The 17242-nt window shown below is 67.6% G+C and carries 11 protein-coding genes; 3 read left to right on the top strand and 8 right to left on the bottom strand.

Translation table 11 applies throughout. The features are described from left to right. The first annotated feature begins 9 nt into the window (after window positions 1–9). Complete coding sequence (locus AAF481_07370; GenBank protein ID MEM7480979.1) at window positions 10–2886, top strand: VWA domain-containing protein; 2877 nt, start codon at window positions 10–12, stop codon at window positions 2884–2886. A gap of 62 nt (window positions 2887–2948) precedes the next feature. On the opposite strand, the gene AAF481_07365 is transcribed toward AAF481_07370, so the two are convergent. The 8 genes from AAF481_07365 to AAF481_07330 all read right to left on the bottom strand — a co-directional run bounded on the left by AAF481_07365 (window position 2949) and on the right by AAF481_07330 (window position 14297). Further along, on the bottom strand, window positions 2949–3494 hold the full coding sequence (locus AAF481_07365) for a DUF4256 domain-containing protein (GenBank protein ID MEM7480978.1): 546 nt from the start codon (window positions 3492–3494) through the stop codon (window positions 2949–2951). A gap of 181 nt (window positions 3495–3675) precedes the next feature. Further along, entirely contained in the window at window positions 3676–4914 is a 1239-nt protein-coding gene (locus AAF481_07360) for an efflux RND transporter periplasmic adaptor subunit (GenBank protein ID MEM7480977.1), read from the bottom strand. 22 nt (window positions 4915–4936) lie between these two features. After that, window positions 4937–6127 carry an ABC transporter permease gene (locus tag AAF481_07355; protein ID MEM7480976.1) on the bottom strand — a complete coding sequence of 397 codons (1191 nt, stop codon included), beginning with the start codon at window positions 6125–6127 and terminating at the stop codon, window positions 4937–4939. Continuing rightward, entirely contained in the window at window positions 6127–7275 is a 1149-nt protein-coding gene (locus AAF481_07350; GenBank protein MEM7480975.1) for an ABC transporter permease, read from the bottom strand. Before AAF481_07350 ends, AAF481_07355 begins: the two co-directional genes overlap by 1 nt. Window positions 7276–7289: 14 nt before the next feature. Continuing rightward, window positions 7290–7979, bottom strand: a complete 690-nt coding sequence (locus AAF481_07345) for an ABC transporter ATP-binding protein (GenBank protein MEM7480974.1) — start codon at window positions 7977–7979, stop codon at window positions 7290–7292. A 9-nt stretch (window positions 7980–7988) separates the two neighbouring features. Continuing rightward, window positions 7989–10499 (bottom strand): zinc-dependent metalloprotease, encoded by a 2511-nt coding sequence (locus AAF481_07340; protein MEM7480973.1) that lies wholly within the window; start codon window positions 10497–10499, stop codon window positions 7989–7991. 45 nt (window positions 10500–10544) lie between these two features. Then, window positions 10545–12518, bottom strand: coding sequence for a CehA/McbA family metallohydrolase (locus AAF481_07335; protein ID MEM7480972.1), 1974 nt, complete (start codon window positions 12516–12518; stop codon window positions 10545–10547). Between the two features lie 87 nt (window positions 12519–12605). Beyond that, window positions 12606–14297, bottom strand: a complete 1692-nt coding sequence (locus AAF481_07330; GenBank protein ID MEM7480971.1) for a pre-peptidase C-terminal domain-containing protein — start codon at window positions 14295–14297, stop codon at window positions 12606–12608. A gap of 310 nt (window positions 14298–14607) precedes the next feature. Here AAF481_07330 and AAF481_07325 point away from each other — a divergent pair, with 310 nt between their 5' ends. Together AAF481_07325 and AAF481_07320 are read left to right on the top strand one after the other, a co-directional pair. Then, the gene (locus tag AAF481_07325) at window positions 14608–15996 is read left to right on the top strand and encodes a TIGR00366 family protein (protein MEM7480970.1); all 1389 of its coding nucleotides are present in this window, start codon (window positions 14608–14610) and stop codon (window positions 15994–15996) included. Window positions 15997–16220: 224 nt separating this feature from the next. Then, window positions 16221–17237 (top strand): NADP-dependent oxidoreductase, encoded by a 1017-nt coding sequence (locus AAF481_07320; GenBank protein ID MEM7480969.1) that lies wholly within the window; start codon window positions 16221–16223, stop codon window positions 17235–17237. Window positions 17238–17242: the final 5 nt, after the last annotated feature.

Raw genomic sequence — 17242 nt, 5'->3', positions numbered from 1 at the left:
AGGGTGGCGATGGTCTTGCATCCCGTTCCGGCGATGAGCCTTCGACTTCTCCTCGCCACCACCTTCCTCGTCGCCTCGGCGGCGACCGCCCAGCCCGCACCGCCGACCGACGCCGAGGCTCCCGTCTTCGAAACGGTGCTGCCGGACACCCCGCAGGCGCTCCAGGTGGACGGTGGGCCGTGTGTCGACATCGTCACCCGGCCGGTCGAGCGCTGGCGGGTCAGCCTCTATTTCGATCCCACCCTGCTGACCCCGTCTTCCATGGCGTCGAGCGCCCGCGCCCTGGCGAACCGCGCGGGCGCCCTGGCGACCCTGGGCGAGGTCGAGGTGGTCCTGGTCGATCCGGTGCCGACGCCCTACCTGAACCCCACCGGCGACGCCGCCGCCATCCGCGAGGCGCTGTTGGACCTGGCCGATTCGAGCGCGCTGGCCGGCGAACTGGCGGAGATTCGCTCGGAGCTGCCGGAGCGCCCCCTCGACGAGGCCGCTCGGCGCCTGGAACGAGAACTGGTGGCCGAAGAGAAGGACCTGCTGGAGCGCTCCCGTGACGCCCTCCTCCACCATCTGGCGACGGTGGACCGCGCCGTTCCGTCCGCCCTCTTCCGGGTGCGCGACGAAATCACCTTCGAGGACTGGGCGGTAGCGGCCGAAAACGAGCTGGCGGCGATCGCCGCCGCCTCCGGCTGGACCCTCCTGCCGTTGGCGATGGACCGGGCCCCGGCACCGGCGCGGCCGGCGGCGTCTCCTCCGCGGGATGCCGCCGCCCTCTCCGGAGGGCGGTCCGTGCGGAGTCCGGAGGACCTCGACCGGGCCTTGGTGGCCCTTGAGGGATCACAGGTGGTGCAGTGCCTTCCGCTCCAAGAGATGCCGGTGGATTCCCTCGCCGAAGTCACCGACGGTGACGGCAATCCCCTTCGCCTCGCCTCCTCCAATACGCCGATGGCGATCCGAGAAACGCGGGCGCGGGCGGTCCTGGAGGGCACCGGTGACCGAGGCCCCCTCACCGTGCGGGGTGCCGTGCGCCTCGGCCCGGGGGGTGGTGGCAACGAAGGCCCGCCGCTCGCCGAAGGCGTGGGCGCCGTCACCGCCGTTCTCGACCTCGCGTCGGACAACCCGGACTCCGCCCGGTTCCTGGCGACCCTCTACCTCGACCGGCTCGACGCCGCACCGCTGGTCGTCCACCGCACCTTCGCGGCCGACGACCTCGCCGGCGCCGCCCGCTGGCGCTGGCGCGAGCGCCTCGAGGTAGGCGATCTGCGCGGTGGCGCGGTGGTGATCGAAGACCGCGCCGCAGGGCGTTGGGGGGCGGCTCGCCTGGAATTCGGAGGAGCGCGGCTGGCCGACGGACCCGGACGCACCGTCGACGCGATATCGGCGACTTCGGTCAGCGAAGACTCCACGGACACCCCACCACAAGCCGCCGATGAACGGACGCCGCGGCAACCTCCCGAGACCAACACCGCCGCGCCCACCGTCGGACGCCGGGTCATCCTGCTGCTACCGCCCCGGCGCGCCGGCCTGGGACGCCTGGCCGGCGGCATCGAAGGAGCGGTCACCGGCAAAGTTCGGCTAGAGACCCTCGTCACTACGCCGGCGGTCATGTGGGTGGAGTTCTACCTCGACGGCGAGAAGGTGGCGGAAGACGACCGCCAGCCCTTCTCCGCCACGGTGGATCTCGGAAGAGAAGCCCGGCCGCAAACCCTGAGAGTCGTCGCCCTCGATGGCGGCCGCGGAGTCCTCGGCGAGCACACCCTCGACATCAACCAGGCGGCGGCCTCCTTCCGCTTCCGGCTGACGCGGGTGGCCGGCGAGCCGGCAGGCAGCACCCTCACCGTCTCCGCCGACCTCGACCTACCGCCGGACGGAGTCCTCGAGCGGGTAGAGTTCTACTGGAACGAAGAGCTGATCACCACCACCGGCCGTACGCCCCAGGACTTTCGTCTGGAGCTGCCGCCGGAAGCCTCCGACAACGCCTCCGCCGCCGACTACCTACGCCTCCAAGCGGTGCTCGCCGATGGCCGCACCCTGGAAGACGTCTGGCTCGCCGCCTCGCCGGGCCTGACGGACCGGGTGGAGGTCAATCTGGTGGAGATCTTCGCGGTGGTGAGCGACCGCGGCGGCAAGCCGGTACCCGATCTCTCGGCAGAAGACTTTCGGGTCGAGCGCAAAGGTGAAACCCTGGCGGTCAGCCGCTTCCAGATCGCCGACGAAGTGCCCCTCGTCCTCGGCCTGCTGGTCGACACCTCCGAGAGCATGTGGGTGCTGATGCCCGACACCAAGAAGGCCGCCTCGCGTTTCCTGACGGAAACCGTCGCGCCCGGCGACGGCGCCTTCCTGGTCTCCTTCGACGACCAGCCGCGCCTGATCCACCCCTACTCCCAGGACGTGCTCGATCTGATCCGCGGCTTCGGGGCGCTGCGCGCCAGCGGCGGCACCGCCCTGTGGGACTCCATCGTCTTTTCCCTCGGGCAGATCGCAGACGCCCCGGGCCGGCGGGCGCTGGTCCTTCTGACCGACGGCCAGGACTTTGGCAGCCGCTTCGGTCCCCGCCGCGCCGTCGAACTAGCCCGCGCCCAAGGGGTGCCGGTGTACATCCTGTCCCTCGCCGGGCTGGCGAGCGAACAGATCGGCGGCCGGCCGCGGGCGCGGCCCTACGGCCGGGCCGACCTCGAAACCGTCACCGCCCGCACCGGCGGCCGGCTGTTCGACATCGACCGCTTCGACCAACTCACCGAAGCCTACGCCCAGATCAACGCCGAACTGCGCAACCAATACATCCTCGGCGTCTCGACGAACCGCCCCCTGAGCGCCGAAGAACTCGCCGACATCAAAGTCGAAGTCCAAGGCCTACAGGTCCGAGCCGCCACCGGCCGCGGCGGCTCCTAGCGGGGACCGCCAAGGCCAGGTGCCGGAATTCGGCGGGCGAGACCGAGGCGCTCGGATCCCACTCACACCCGAACCACTCCACGGAAGCCCCGGGCAGCGTAGTAGGACTGCGCACCATTGTGGTAAGTGAACACTCGGCCGTAGCGCCGGTCGCAGAAGATTGCTCCGCCGAGCGCCCGTACCTCGGGCGGTGTCGCCACCCAGCTCGAAGTCTTCAGATCGAACTCGCCGAGTTTCTGCAGCGCTCGGTACTGCTCCTCAGTCAGAAGATCGACGCCCACCTCGGCGGCCATCCCGGCGGCGCTGCCGCGCGGCTTGTTCTTCTTCCGTGCTTCGAGGGCCTCTTGGTCGAAGCAGAGACTCCTCCGCCCCGCAGGACTCTCCACCGAGCAGTCGCAGAAGACGATGTGATTCGCGCCGGTGTCGAGAACCACCACATCCGGCTCGCCACCGGTCTTCTCCATCTCGTGTATCGACCGCAGAGCCTCAGGCCAGCCTCCAAGCTTCGCCAGGACGTCGGCCCACACCACGCCGGAATGCCGCTGAGGATTCGCGGCAAACCGCTCTTCCAGCGTCTTGAGAAGCTCGTCCCGTTCCTTGGCTTTCATCGTTCTCCCACTCCCTCACCAGGTGCCACCCGAATGTCGGCGGCGGAAGGAAAGGTGCCACCCGAATGTCGGCGGAGCCATCATGACTCCACAAAATGGTCAATCTGGCGCAAATAATCGGAAGTAAAATCCACCCGAGGATCTATTTGCGGCAAAAAGCGGACTCTTCACTCCACCCAGATCATTCCGCCTCGGCCCGCACCGCTTGCCCGTCGCTGAGATCGGCGGTGTTCTCGGTGACCACGACCTCGCCCACCGTCAGGCCTCGCGCCACCTCCACCCGCTCGCTGCGCTCGGTGCCGGTTTCGATGGCCCGGCGGCGGGCGGTGCCGTCTTCTACCACCCAGGCGAAGGTGCCGCCGTCGTCCTGGCGAGCGGCGGAGGTGGGGATCCACAGGCGGGGGCGGTCGGCTTGGGTGGGGACCGGTTCGGCTTCTTCGAGGAAGGAGACTTTGACCCCCATCTCCGGCAGGATGCGCTCGTCCATTTCTTCGAAGGCGATGCGCACCCGCACGGTGGCCCGCTGACGGTCGGCGGTGGGGACCGGGGTGATGACCCGAGTGGGGATGTCCCAGTCCGGATAGGCGTTCAAGACCGCGCGCACCGGCTGGTCGGGCCGGACGCGGGTGATGAAGGCCTCGTTGACGTCGACTTCGATCTCCAGGGAGTTCATGTCGACCAGAGTGCAGATGCCGGTGCGGGTGAAGCCGCCGCCGGCGGAGACCGGGGAGATCATCTCGCCGGGCTGGGCGTCTTTGGTGACCACCATGCCGGCGAAGGGCGCCCGCACCACGGTGTCGTCGAGGGCCTGGCGGGCGACGGCGAGGCGGCGTTCGGCGACGGCGATCTGGTCGCGGCCGAGTTCGAGGCGGGCGGCGAGGGCATCGGCCGTCGCCTGGTCTTCGTCGAGCATGGAGGTGCTCAGGATGTCCTGCTCGGCGAGGGAACGGCTGCGTTCGGCGGAACGTCTTGCGTCGGCCAGCAGCACCCGCGTTTCTTCCTGCGAACTCTTGGCGGAGGCCAGTTCGGCCTCGGCCAAGCGGACCTGCCGCTGGGGGCCCGAGGCGTCGAGGCGGGCAAGCACCTGGCCCTCCTCCACCGAGACACCTTCTTCGACCAGCACTTCTTCGATCTTGCCGGTGATCTTGGAGGACACCGTTGCCCGCAGCCGGGCGACGACGTAGCCGGAGGCATCGAGGACCGCGGCGCGGCTTTCCACCCCGCCGCCCTCGCGCACGACGGTGGCGGTCTCGACCTCAACAGCCCGTGGGCGGGTCAGCCACCAGCCGGCGCCGAGGGCCAGCACCAGCAGCACCGCCGCCAGGGCGACCAGCCCCCAGCGGCGGCCACCGGAGGCATCTGGTGATCGGTCGTCGTCGGAGATGCGCAGATCTCCCAGCTTCTGGCGGGTTTCGTTCATCGCGGGCGTTCCTGGACTTGGATCAGAGTTGCCGCAGGGCGGTGGATACGGGCAGGCGCGCGGCGCGAATAGCCGGGAAGAAGCCGCCGAAGAGGCCCATCAAGAGGGCGTAGAAGATTCCGACGGTCATCAGAAAAGGCGTCACGGCGAAGGCGAACGCAACCTGCGAGAAGGTCTGGAAGTTGAGCGTCGCCGCCTGGAAACCGTTGAACAGCACGAAGGCCAACCCGGCGCCGAGAAGTCCTCCCAGGGCGGCCAGGGCCAGGGACTCGGCGAGCACCGAGATCACCACCGGACCGGAGCCGAAGCCCAAGGCTCGCAGGGTGGCGATTTCGCGGGTACGAGCGGAGACCGCCGCGTACAGGGTATTGAGAGCGCCGAAGATGGCGCCGAAGCCCATCAGCAGGGCGATCATGGTGCCCAAGCCGGTGATCAGGGCGGTCATCACCGTCGATTGCTCGGAGTAGTAGTCCGACTCCCGCTGCACCTTGACGTTGACCCGCGGATCCGCCTTCAGGCCGGCGACGAAGGATTCGAGGGCGGCCGGCGACTCCAGCTTGGCGTGGACGGACTGGTAGGACGTGCCCCGCTGGTAGGCCGGCTGCAGCACCTTGGCGTCGCACCAGACTTCGGAGTCCTCGGCGGTGCCGCCGGTGTCGAAGATCCCCACCACCCGCCAGTCGATGTCGCCCCAGCGCACTTCGGAGCCCAGGGAGAGCCCCTCGAACTCCTCCGAGGCGGCGCGGCCGACGATCAGTTCGTTGCGCCCGGCTTCGAACAACCGTCCCTCGACCACCTCAAAGGAGCTCCGCACCTCGAAGGAGGCCTGTTCGACCCCCCGCAGGGGTACGTTGGCGCCGGTGCCGGTGCCCTTCTTTGGCTGGTCGACGACGACGAACAGCTCGCCCGACGACAACGGTCGGTCTTCGCCGTCCCGCGCCACGGTGGGCTGCTCGCTGATGATCTGCACCTGCTCCAGGGACAGACCGCTGACCATCTCGGAGGTGGCGCCGGAGCGCATGACGATGACGTTGTCCGCGTCGCCGGTGCTGGCGAGGGTGGCGCGGAAACCGGCGGCAACGGAGAGCACTCCGACCAGCACCATCACCACCCCACCGATGCCGACCACCGTCACGGCGGAGCTACCCAGGCGCTGCGGCAGGCCGCGCAGGCTGAAGGCGGTGACGGCGACGATCTGCGACAGCCAGCGCATCAGCCTCTCCGAAGGGCGTCGACCACCCGCAGGCGCAGCGCCTGGACGGCCGGCACGGCGCCGGTCACCAGCCCCAACATCAGGACCAGGACGATGCCGATGATCAAGGCCTGGGTGGGCATGTAAAGGGTGGGCAGGAACTGACCGCCGAGGTCGGCGTTGCGGCTCAGGAACCAGATCGCCGCCAGGCCGAAGCCGCCGCCGAGCACCGCCAGCAGCAGGGACTCGGCGAGTACAAGACCCATCACCTTGCCGTCCTCGAAGCCGAGGGTTTTCAGGACCCCCAACTCATGGATGCGCTCCCGCACGGACTGCGCCATGGCGCTGCCGGTGACCAACAGGAGAGTGAAGAAGACCACCGCCGACACCCCCACAACAATCTTGCCGATGTTGCCGGTCTGGTTGGCGAAGGCCTGAACGAAGGCTTTCTCGGTGGAGGTCTTGGTCTCCGCCGATGAATTGGCGAAGAGCTGATCGAGATCCGCCGCGATGGCGGCGGCGCGGTCGCGATCCTCCACCTCGATGAGATACATGCCGGTGGAGCCCATGTTGTTCATCCGCTCGCGCAGATATTCGTAGTGGAAGAGGAACTGGGTTTCGTCCGTTGAGCGCTCGGCGCCGTCGTAAATGCCGTCGATGACGAACTCCCAGGTGGGGTCGTCGGACGGCCGGAAGATGGTGCCTTCGATGGCTACCCGATCACCGATAGACCAGTCGAAGCGCTCGGCGGTCTTGCGTCCGACCACCGCACCGGTACGGTTGGCGAACCACGCCTCTCGCTGATCCGGCGGCAGCTCGATCTCCGGATAGATCGCCAGGTACGCCTCCGGGTCGACGGCGAACTGCGCGAACTGGTTCTTGGGATCCTGGTATACGCCGCCGAACCAGTTCGCCTCGCTCACCCGGGCGACCCCCTCGCGGCTTTCGATGCGCTGCCGGTAGGAGTACGGCAGCGGCTGGATGATCGACACCTTGTTGAGCATCACCAGGCGCTTCAAACCGTCGATCTCGATACCGGCGCCGAAGCCCACCTTGACCGCCATCAGCAGGCCGAAGAGGAAGAAGGCGACGAAGATTGACAGCAGGGTGAGCCCGGTGCGGACCTTCTTGCGGGTGAGGTTTTTCCAGATGAGGGGCAAGTAGCGCATGACTTGCGACTCTCTCAGGCTGCCGGTGCCGCCGCCAGGCGACCCTTGTCGAGATGGACGATGCGATTGGCCCGCTCCGCCGCCCGGGGATCGTGGGTGACCATGACGATGGTCTTGCCGTGCTCCTCGTTCAAGAGCTGGAGGAGATCGAGGATCTCGTCGCCGGAGGCGCGGTCGAGGTCGCCGGTGGGCTCGTCGGCCAAAATCAGGGTGGGATCCGTGACGATCGCCCGGGCGATCGAAACCCGTTGCTCCTGGCCGCCGGAGAGCTGCCGCGGATAGTGGCCGGAGCGATCCGCCAGACCGACTACTTCTAGGGCCGTAGCGGCGCGCTTCCGGCGCTCTCCCCGGCCCAGGCGGGTCAGCAACAACGGCAATTCAACATTGCGCTCGGCGGTCAAAACCGGGATCAGGTTGTAGAGCTGGAAGACGAAGCCCACGTGGCGCCCCCGCCAGCGGGTGAGCCGGCGATTCGAGGCCCGGTCGATGCTTTCGTCCCCTACCCGAATGGTGCCGGAAGTCGGCTTGTCGAGGCCGCCGATCAGGTTGAGGAGGGTGGTCTTACCGGAGCCGGACGGTCCCATCAGGGCGACGAATTCGCCCTCCCCCACCTCGCTGGACAGACCGTCCAACACCTGCAAGGTCTCGGCACCGCGCTTATAGACCTTCGTTACGTTCTCGAGCACTACTAGTGGCTTGGACATGATGGCGGATTATAGCGAGCCGGAACCGCAGAACTCGTGAACGCCGAAGGCGGTGCCGGCCGCGCCGCCGATGGGGCTGCCCGGCGGCGGCGCGAGGGCCGGCGGCGCGATGCGCTCGCTACCCTCGGGGCGCGCCAAGAAACGCTCGATTTCCGTCCGCAGATAGGCGCGATGGGCCCGTTCTCCTGAATGAGGCAAGGCGGCCAGCTCCTCTGCCGTCGGCTGCAACCGGCGCAGCCAACCCTCCACTCGGGAGCGCACCGCCACCGACGCACCCGGCCGGTCGGCGAGGGCGATCAGGCGACGCACCATTTCCCACTGCACGCGGCGAGCGATCTCCGCCGTTCGGCCGTGTCCGGCGACCCGATCGGCGAGGGCGAGATCCGTCAACCACATCACCTCCTCGAAACCCGGTAGCGACGCATCGCGCCGATTTTGATCGATCAGGCGCGCGGCACGGGCCGGATCGAACAGCTCGTCGAAGGTGAGGTTGGCCGCCGCAGCGGCCGCTTCCAGGGAATCGAAGGCGGCACCGGCCCGGCTTCCGAACTGCTCTCGGGTGGGCGCGAAACCGGCCGGCCTCGGCGCCAGTAGGGCCAACACTTCTTCGGGAAAATCCAACTCCGCCGGATCGAGGGTGTCGAGGAGCGCCCCCAGGGCCTCCCGCTGACGATCCGCCGGCACGACGGTGGCCATCGGCTGACCATCGCCCGCGAGGGTGTAGCGATAGTCGACGCCGCCGATCAGTTTGGCCGCCGCACCCACCTGGTAGCGGTGGTGTAAGTAGACCGGCGCCAGCACCTCTTCGAGCAGCGCGAGGGGTCGGCCGGCGGCGATGCGGTCGGCCCCGAAGCGGTCCAGGGCGACGCGGCGCACTCGCCAGGCGCGGCGCAGGGCGGCGACGGGATCCGCCCCGTCGTCCCACAGCGAGGCACTCGGATGGAAGGCGCCGCCGCGGGCGTCTTCGTCCGACAGGAAGAGCATGCCTTCCGCGATCGCCCGGCGAACCAGGCCGCCGAGGAACTCTTCCTCGCTCTCCCCGATCGGCGGTTCGCCGTAGGCGTAGGTGGCGGCCAGCTTGTCCCAGGCGCCGATGCCAACGCCGTAGGCTTGGGAGAAGTCCAGCTCGCCGTCCGCCGTCAACAGCACCCGCGGCGGCGGATAGTCCATCACCGAGGCGCGGTCGGCATAGGTGCTGGCGGCGAAGTTGTGGGCCATTCCGAGGGCATGACCGACCTCGTGAGCGGCGAGTTGCCGGATGCGGGCGAGGGCGAGTTCCACCGGATCGTCGGCGGCGCCGGAGCCGGTCTTCGCCACCCCGGCGAGGCCCTCGAACAGCAGCCGATCCTGCCGCACCCGCAGGGACCCCAGCCAGACGTGCCCCTTGATCATTTCGCCAGAACGCGGATCGATCAGCCCACCGCCGTAGGACCAACCGCGGGTAGCCCGGTGGACCCACTGGATGACGTTGTAGCGCACGTCGTGGGGATGGACGTCGTCCGGCAGCAACTCCACCCGAAAGCCGTCCGGAAAACCGGCCGCAGTGAAGGCATCGGCCCACCAGGAAGCACCCTCGAGCACCGCCGAGCGCACCGGATCGGGAATGCCCGGATCGACGTGGAAGACGATGGGCTCGTCGGTGCGGTGGCGCACCAGGTAGCGCTTCACGATGGGTTGATCGAGCGGCGCCGCGTAGTCCTGGAACGAGATCTCGAAGGACCCCATGCGCGGATCGTAGTCGCGGGGAACGTAGTCGTCGTCCGGTAGCCGCACCAGGTTTTGCACCTGCACCAGGCTGATCGCCGTTGGGTCCGCCGCCGTGGCCTGCACCTCGGGGCCGGGTTCGTTGGAGGTGAAGGTGAGCAACCCTTCGAGCACCAGATTGTTCGGCAGGGAGCGGCTGGCTTCGAAGTCCACGACGCTGCGCTCGGCATCCAGGCTGAAGGCGCCTTCTTCGGAGTCGCGCAGGCGGGCGACGACCCGGTGGGCGTCCCGCAGAGCGAAGGGCGCGAGGTCCACCACGGCGGAGCCGTCCTCGTCGAAGCCCTCGAGGGTCCCCGCCCACAGCACCGAAGGGGCGAAAGACTCGCGCACCGCCCGGCGCTCCCGGGGATCGTCGCTTTCCGCCCGGAAGCGCAGGTTTTCCTCCTCGATCAACAACCGGCCGCCGAGGCGGCGCAGGCGGACGATGCGGCCCTCGCCGAGCTGCCCGCGATCGAGACCGACGGGATTCGAGCCAAGGCCGGTCAAAATGCCTTGGTAGTAGAGAAAGCGCCCGACCAACCCATCGTCATCTGCCGGCGGCACTTCCAACCACAGGTGCCCCTGGCGGGGATCCGGCCAAAGGGTGAACAGCCCCTGCTGCGGCTCCAAGCCCTCCACCGTGTCGGCAATCGAGGGTGCGTCGCTATCGGCCGGCGTCGTCGACGATGAATCCGCCGGCGCCATCGAGGCGCAGGAGACAGCGAAAAGGAGCGGAACGAGGGCGAGGACTCGGAGACTACGGAAGGTTCGATTCATAGGGCAGGGCGCATGCTAGCAGCGGGAGCTAGACTTCGACCCTTCCTACTGCACAAAGATTGGGCTCGAGAAAGCCAATCCGCCGTCGTGCTGCACCACCCGCACGTAAATGTATTCGCCGGCGGCGAGATCCCGAAGGTCGAAGGTTAGGGAGACGACGGGCGATGGACCGCCGGGGATGGACTCGACCACCTGTCCGCTGCGGATCACGTCCAGCCGTTCGAGCGGTCCGGTGCCGATCACCCGCACGTCGAGTTGGCCGCCGGCCACCGCCGAGGCGGGCGGGCGGCCGCCCATGGGGAAGCCGTCGAGGCCGGTCTGCAGCAGGATGCGCGGTCCGCTGGTGGCGTAGACCCGGCGCTCACGTAGCGCCTGGAGGACGCCGGCGCGGGTGCGGTCGGCGGTGAGGATGGCCGCCAGACCGCCGGTGCGGGAGATCAGATGGGTGTGTCCGGGATGTCCGTCGTGGCCGTCGCCGCTACCGATCATTCCCAGCCGATAGCCGCGATCGAGAGCGTCCCGCAGCCAGTTGCCGGCGACGGCGCTGTAGATCGGCGAGGGCGTGTCCGCCGCCTCACTCGAACCGTGGACGGAGACCACCTCGGCCACCGGCTCCAGTTCCGGATCCGGCTCGATGCTCCAGTCCGTCGCCACCGGCCCGCCGGCGCTGTGGTGAGCGAAGGTCATCGCCTCGCGGCCACGCAGCGCGTCCCACAGCTGCTCCGGATGTTCGTAGCGCGGATCGAGGGAGCTCAGCACCTCGGCGACCCCATAGGTCGCGCCGTCAAAGTACAAAACGTGGCGATGACCCCAGATCCAGTTCGTCCACTCGAAGCCCAGCACCGTCACGAAGCGCCCCGGCTGGTGGAAGGCCTCCACCTGCTGGCGGATCTCCGCCCAGCGCTCTGGACTCTGGTCGAGGAACGGCAGGCCCCAGTGGTCATGATCGGTGAGCGCCACAACGTCCAGGCCGGCGACGTCCCGGGCGTAGCGGAAATAGTCCTCCGGCGTGCCGGTGCCGTCGGACAGGTTCGAGTGACCGTGGAGATCTCCCCACAGCACCGTCGGCGCGCCGGCCTCGACCCACAGGGGGTTGCTCTCGGCCCGCAGGCCAACGTCGCTTTCGGCAACCAGCCGGTAGATTCCGGCCTTCGGAGCTTCAAATGACATTCGGGTGGCACCCGTGGAAAGCCTTGAAAAACCAAGGTCTTCCTCCGCCTCCGACCTTTCGTCTGACATTCGGGTGGCACCGGGCGGGGACCAGGGTTTGGGGACCACTAGGCCGGGCGGCTCGCTGGTGAAACGTACCGTGCCTGCAGGCGCTTTCGCTGCGTTGGCCGCGGCGTCGAGCCAGGCGACGGTCGCTTCGAGGACGGCGCCCGGCGCGGCGGTCGAAGGAATCGTGACCGCCAACCGCACCGGCGGCCCCGGTGCGATGTCGACGGCGGGTGGATCGGCGATCCACTGGCGGATGCCGTCGCCGTCGCCGTCGACGGCGACCCAGAAGCGCTCATCGCGCTCGGCGTAGGTGTCGGCGGTGAGTCCCCACCGACCGGCGCCCAGCTCGAAGGTCACCTTCTCTCCCGGGAGGAGGGCCCGTCCACCCACTTCCACGGCCAAGAGCTGCGGACCGAGCGCCGCCGCCAACAGTTCGACGCCTTCAAGGTCCGAGACGACACGGGTGTAGCCCGGCCTGTCCGGCGCCTCGGTCTGCGGCGATCCCCAGCCCCAGAAGGGCGACACCTGGAGGTAGATCACCCCACCGACGGCAATGCCCTCCGGTCCGGTCTCGAAGTGGAGGGTCCAGCGTCCCGGCGCGCCGGCGCGCACCGCCTCGGCGCCGGGCGTCTCCAGCCAGGCCCTTCCCCCACCATCGGAGGCATGGCGCTCGGCCGCCAAATCGGCCTTCATCTCGGCGGCGACTTCGATCCGGGCGGTGGGTGGGTACTCCACTTCCCCGGACGCACCACACCCGCTCAAGGCAAGGAGTGCGAAACCAAGGGCGAGGAGGCGTCTCATGGGGAGATCTCGCCCCAGGCTACGAAAAAGCCCGCCTCTGCGCAAAGGGCGAGGCGGGCTTCGGACGACCGGTTGGGCCGTTTCGGACTACGGGCGATCGAGGTAGAAGGTGTACGACCCGCTACCGCTGTAGGAACGGATCCGCCAGTAGTAGTAGCCGCTGGCACCGCTGTAGTTGACCTCTTCGTCGGAGCTGGCGCTGGTGGATTCGGCGACCTTGGTCCAACTGCCGGTCCAGCGGTAGAGCTCGAGATCGAAGTCCGCACCGCTGGGGCCTTCGAGCACGCCGCGGTGGTTGCCGGCGCCGCTCTGGTACCAGGTGCCGTTGGGGTGGGCGTCGCTGTCGCCGGTGCCGGAGAGGCTGCCGGTGTACTCCTCGCAGCCCGGGCACGGCGAGCCACCGCCGCCGGTGGTGAAGCTACCGACCAGGGAGACGCCGGAGAAGGCGCTGTAGCCGCGCACCATCACGTGGTAGGTCCCGGTCTGCGCCGGGCTGATCGGGCAGCTCTCGTTGTTGCCGCCGGCGTAGGGACGGCAGTCCCAAGTGCTGGTGGTCGGAGCGGCGCCGAAGCGCACGTAGAGGTCGGCGTCGCCACTGCCGCCGGACTGGGTGAACACCAGATTGCTGGCACCCGCCGGCACCTCCAGGGTGAAGCGCAGTTCGGCGCCCGTCGAGCCGGACAGACCGGTCTCCGCCACGCCGTTTTCCAGCTCACCGGGGCCCGGTCCCGGACCGCCACCGCCACCGACCAGGGTCGAGCGATAGTTGACCAGCGAGCAACGCATGCGGTTGGTCTGCTGCGCCGTGAAGCGATCCATGCAGGTGTCCTGGGTGTAGTTCATGTAGTTCTCGATCGGATCGCGGCTGGAGCAGCTATTGGCGCTCCCCGGGCAGTTGAAGTTGGCCGCCGACTGGCGCTCCGTGTCGGCGATCAGGTCGCCGGTGGTATACGGCGAGCTGGCAGAACCGCAACCGCTTTGGAAGGTGTGGAACAGCCCCAGGTAGTGCCCCACCTCGTGGGTCGCCGTGCGACCCTGGTTGTAGATGCCGCCCTGCGGGGCGTTACGGCCGACGGAGGACCACAGGAGCACCACGCCGTCCAGGTAGGCCCCGGCGTCCTGCTGCGGGAAGGTGGCATAGCCGAGAGCGCCGTTGGCGTCGTTCGAATAGATGTTGAGGTAGCGGGTGGTGTCCCAGTTGAGGGCCTGCTTCATGTCGTTGAAGGCTCCCGGGCCGGGATCCGTGAAGTAGGCATTGCTGGTCACTCGGTTGATACCGGTGGTGGAGTTGCCGTTCGGGTCCGTGCTGGCGAGAACGAACTGAATCTCCGTATCCGTGCCGGGGGCGCCCGGCGTGCCGCTCAAGGCCCGGAAGTCCTCGTTGAGGATGTCGAGCTGGCTGTTGATCAAGCTATTCGACACGTTGCCCGTGCCGTTGGTCCGCTGAATGATGTGGAACACCACCGGAATGGTGTACACCGGACCGTTCGCCGGGTCGTACTCGCTCTGGATGGTGGTCGAGCTGAAGGAACAGTCGGACGGCTGGGCGAGGAGAATCCGCTCCTCCAGCTCGCTCAGGTTCTGGCTACCGCAGCGGTGGCCGCCCTGCTTGAACTGGTCGGAAAGCTGGAACTCCAGCATGTCTCCGTAGTATTGGCCTTTGACCTCGACGCTGCCGTCGGTGTTCATTTTGAAGTCGGTTCCGTCTACTTTGTCGGCGAAACACGGGATGGCGACGAGCAGCGCGAGGGCCACCGCACACAAGATCTTCGTTCGCATTGGTCAAGCCTCCTGCTTGAAATGGAAAAAACCCCGTCTGGATCCAGCGGGGAGGAACAGCTCCTCTGGGTAGCGACCTGCGGCGGCGACAATTCCAAGAAGTAAACCTCATAGGTGCAGCCGAGGCACCAGATTTAAAAGCTTTGACTACTTACCTTTTCGGAATCATACACATTTCCATATATTTTGCAAATAGGGATTTCGTGCGCTCCAGCTCATCAATCCCGTCCCCGAAGTGATGCGCTATCCTCGCGCTACTTCAACGAAGTATCTGTAAGGCCCATGGAAACCTCGCTCGGGAGAGATGCCGATGAAGAAGTCGCGTTTCCGCGTTCCCCACACGCTGGTACTGCTCTTTGGGATGATCGTCGTCGCCTATTCGTTGACCCTCTTGCTGCCCGCCGGCCAGTTCGAGCGCATCACCAACGAGGACGGCCGGGAACAGGTGGTTCCAGGCACCTACGAGCGCCTGGCGGACGCCGAAACGCTATCGCCGTTGGCCGTTTTCACCGCTATCCCGCGCTCCTTCGCCATCCACTCGACGGCCGAGATCATTTTCTTCATCCTGATCGTCGGCGGCTTCTTCGCCGTCTTCCGCGCCACCGGCGCGGTGGACGCTTCGATCGGCAGGTTGATCGACCGGCTGGGGCATCGGCCCTTCTGGCTGGTGGCAGGAGCGATGGCGGTGTTCGCCGTCGGCTCGTCGACCATCGGCATGGCGGAGGAATACATTCCCTTCATCCCGGTGCTGATCACCCTATTCGTGGCTCTGGGCTTCGATACGGTGACCGCCGTGGCGGTGGTGTGCATCGGCTACGGCGTGGGCTACGGTGCCGCCGCTCTGAATCCCTTTACGGTGCTGATCGCCCAGGGCGTCGCCGGCCTGGAACCGGCCTCCGGGCAGGGATTCCGCTGGATCCTTCTGGCGGTGTTCTTCGCCATCGCGCTGCACCATGTGTGGAGCTACGCCCGCCGGGTGAAAGCCGACCCGGACCGCTCACTGGTCGCCGGCATTCCGGTGCCGGCGGGGATGAGGGCACCGAAGCAAATGACCATGACCGGCCGCCACGGGCTCGTCCTGGTGGCCTTGACGGTGGCTCTCGGCCTCCTGATCTGGGGCATCAAGGCCAAGGGCTGGTACCTGGTCGAGATGGGCAGCCTGTTCTTGATCCTGACGCTGGCTATGGCCGTGATCGCCGGCATTGGACCGAGCAAGGCGGCGAAGTCCTTCTGCAACGGTGCCTCGGAGCTGACCACTACCGCCCTCCTGATCGGCTTCGCCCGGGCCATCGAAACGGTATTGAACGACGGCCAGGTGATCGACACGGTGATCCACGGCATCGCCCAGCCGCTACAGCAGATGGGCGCCACCGCCGCCGGCATCGGCATGTTCTTCGTCCAATCCCTGTGCAACCTCTTCGTGCCGTCGGGCAGCGGCCAGGCGTTTGTCACCATGCCGATCATGGCGCCGCTGGCGGACCTGGTGGGGGTGTCCCGCCAGGTGGCGGTGCTGGCCTACCAGTTCGGCGACGGGTTCACCAACATCCTGGTGCCGACCAACGCGGTGTTGATCGGCATCCTGACCTTGGCCGGCATCCCCTACGACCGGTGGTTCCGGCTGGTCTTTCCCTTCATGCTCAAGGTCTGGGTGGTCGGTTCCATCGCCATCGCGGTAGCCATCGCCATCGGCCTCCAGTAGCAGATGGCTGAAGAGCGCTTCGCGCATGATTTCAGCTCATCCGCTAGCTGTTTCTTTCCAGGGGGCTGGGCGCCCCCTCGCCCGAAAAGAACAGGTCTTTCCGGGCTCACCCCGTCCTCGGCAGCTAAGCTGCCTCCTCGCCCTCTGGGCTCGGATCGCATGCCTCTAATTCTGCTCGCGACGAAACCTGAAGGATCGTGCGGGCCATCCTCTGCGGAGCTTCGATGACCGAAAAGAACCTACAGATCCGCCTCGCCGAACGCCCCGTCGGCCTGCCCGACGATTCGACCTTCGAGGTGGCCGCAGCAGATCTTCCATCAGCCGGCGACGGCGAAGTGCTGGTGCGCTCGGTGATGCTGTCCCTGGATCCCGCGATGCGCGGCTGGATGGACGACCGCAAGTCCTATATTCCGCCGGTCGCCCTGGGCGATGTGATGCGCGGATTGGCGGTGGGCGAGGTGGTGGAATCCCGCCATCCGAAGTTCGCTGAAGGCGATCGGGTCTCCGGCGCCCTCGGCTGGCAGCAGTGGGCGGTGATGCCCGGAGAGGAACTCCACGCCCTGCCGCCGGGCGTGCCCTACGAGCTCGCCCTGGGCCCCCTCGGCATGGTGGGGATGACCGCCTATTTCGGCCTGCTCGATGTGGGTGAGCCGAAGGAGGGCGAGACGGTGCTGGTCTCCGGTGCCGCCGGCGCCGTGGGCTCGCTGGTCGGCCAGATCGCCAAAATCGAGGGTTGCCGGGCGGTGGGCATCGCCGGCGGGCCCGAGAAGTGCGCCCTGCTGACGGAGGAACTGGGCTTCGACGCCGCCATCGACTACAAGGCGACGGAGGATCTGCACGCCGACCTCCGCGCCGCCTGCCCGCGGGGCATCGACGTCTACTTCGACAACGTCGGCGGCAAAATCCTGGACACGGCGCTTCGCTCCATCAACCGCGGCGCCCGGGTGGTGATCTGCGGCGCCATCTCCCAGTACAACGCCACCGAGCCGCCGCCGGGACCGGCCAACTACCTGTCGCTCCTGGTGCAGCGGGCGCGCATGGAGGGCTTCATCGTCTTCGATTACCAGGACCGCTACGGCGAGGGTGCCCGACAGATGGGCCAGTGGATCCAGGAAGGCAAGATCCGGTCGCGCTCGCACATCATCAACGGCCTGGAAAATGCCCCGGAGGCCCTGCTGCGGCTGTTCGACGGCCGCAAGACCGGCAAACTCATCATCCGGGTGGGGCCTGACTCGCCCTAGAGCCG

The organism is Acidobacteriota bacterium (genome assembly GCA_039030395.1).
Taxonomy (GTDB): domain Bacteria; phylum Acidobacteriota; class Thermoanaerobaculia; order Multivoradales; family JBCCEF01; genus JBCCEF01.
The sequence above is the reverse complement of the archived record's forward strand: the minus strand, read 5'-3'. Positions and strand labels throughout refer to the sequence as shown.

Excerpts from the sequence above, each read along its gene's own strand:
- AAF481_07370 (MEM7480979.1), top strand. The coding sequence starts at position 10 with ATGGTCTTGCATCCCGTTCCGGCGATGAGCCTTCGACTTCTCCTCGCC.
- AAF481_07325 (MEM7480970.1), top strand. The coding sequence starts at position 14,608 with ATGAAGAAGTCGCGTTTCCGCGTTCCCCACACGCTGGTACTGCTCTTT.
- AAF481_07340 (MEM7480973.1), bottom strand. The coding sequence starts at position 10,499 with ATGAATCGAACCTTCCGTAGTCTCCGAGTCCTCGCCCTCGTTCCGCTC.
- AAF481_07355 (MEM7480976.1), bottom strand. The coding sequence starts at position 6,127 with ATGCGCTGGCTGTCGCAGATCGTCGCCGTCACCGCCTTCAGCCTGCGC.
- AAF481_07330 (MEM7480971.1), bottom strand. The coding sequence starts at position 14,297 with ATGCGAACGAAGATCTTGTGTGCGGTGGCCCTCGCGCTGCTCGTCGCC.
- AAF481_07335 (MEM7480972.1), bottom strand. The coding sequence starts at position 12,518 with ATGAGACGCCTCCTCGCCCTTGGTTTCGCACTCCTTGCCTTGAGCGGG.
- AAF481_07365 (MEM7480978.1), bottom strand. The coding sequence starts at position 3,494 with ATGAAAGCCAAGGAACGGGACGAGCTTCTCAAGACGCTGGAAGAGCGG.
- AAF481_07345 (MEM7480974.1), bottom strand. The coding sequence starts at position 7,979 with ATGTCCAAGCCACTAGTAGTGCTCGAGAACGTAACGAAGGTCTATAAG.
- AAF481_07350 (MEM7480975.1), bottom strand. The coding sequence starts at position 7,275 with ATGCGCTACTTGCCCCTCATCTGGAAAAACCTCACCCGCAAGAAGGTC.
- AAF481_07360 (MEM7480977.1), bottom strand. The coding sequence starts at position 4,914 with ATGAACGAAACCCGCCAGAAGCTGGGAGATCTGCGCATCTCCGACGAC.
- AAF481_07320 (MEM7480969.1), top strand. The coding sequence starts at position 16,221 with ATGACCGAAAAGAACCTACAGATCCGCCTCGCCGAACGCCCCGTCGGC.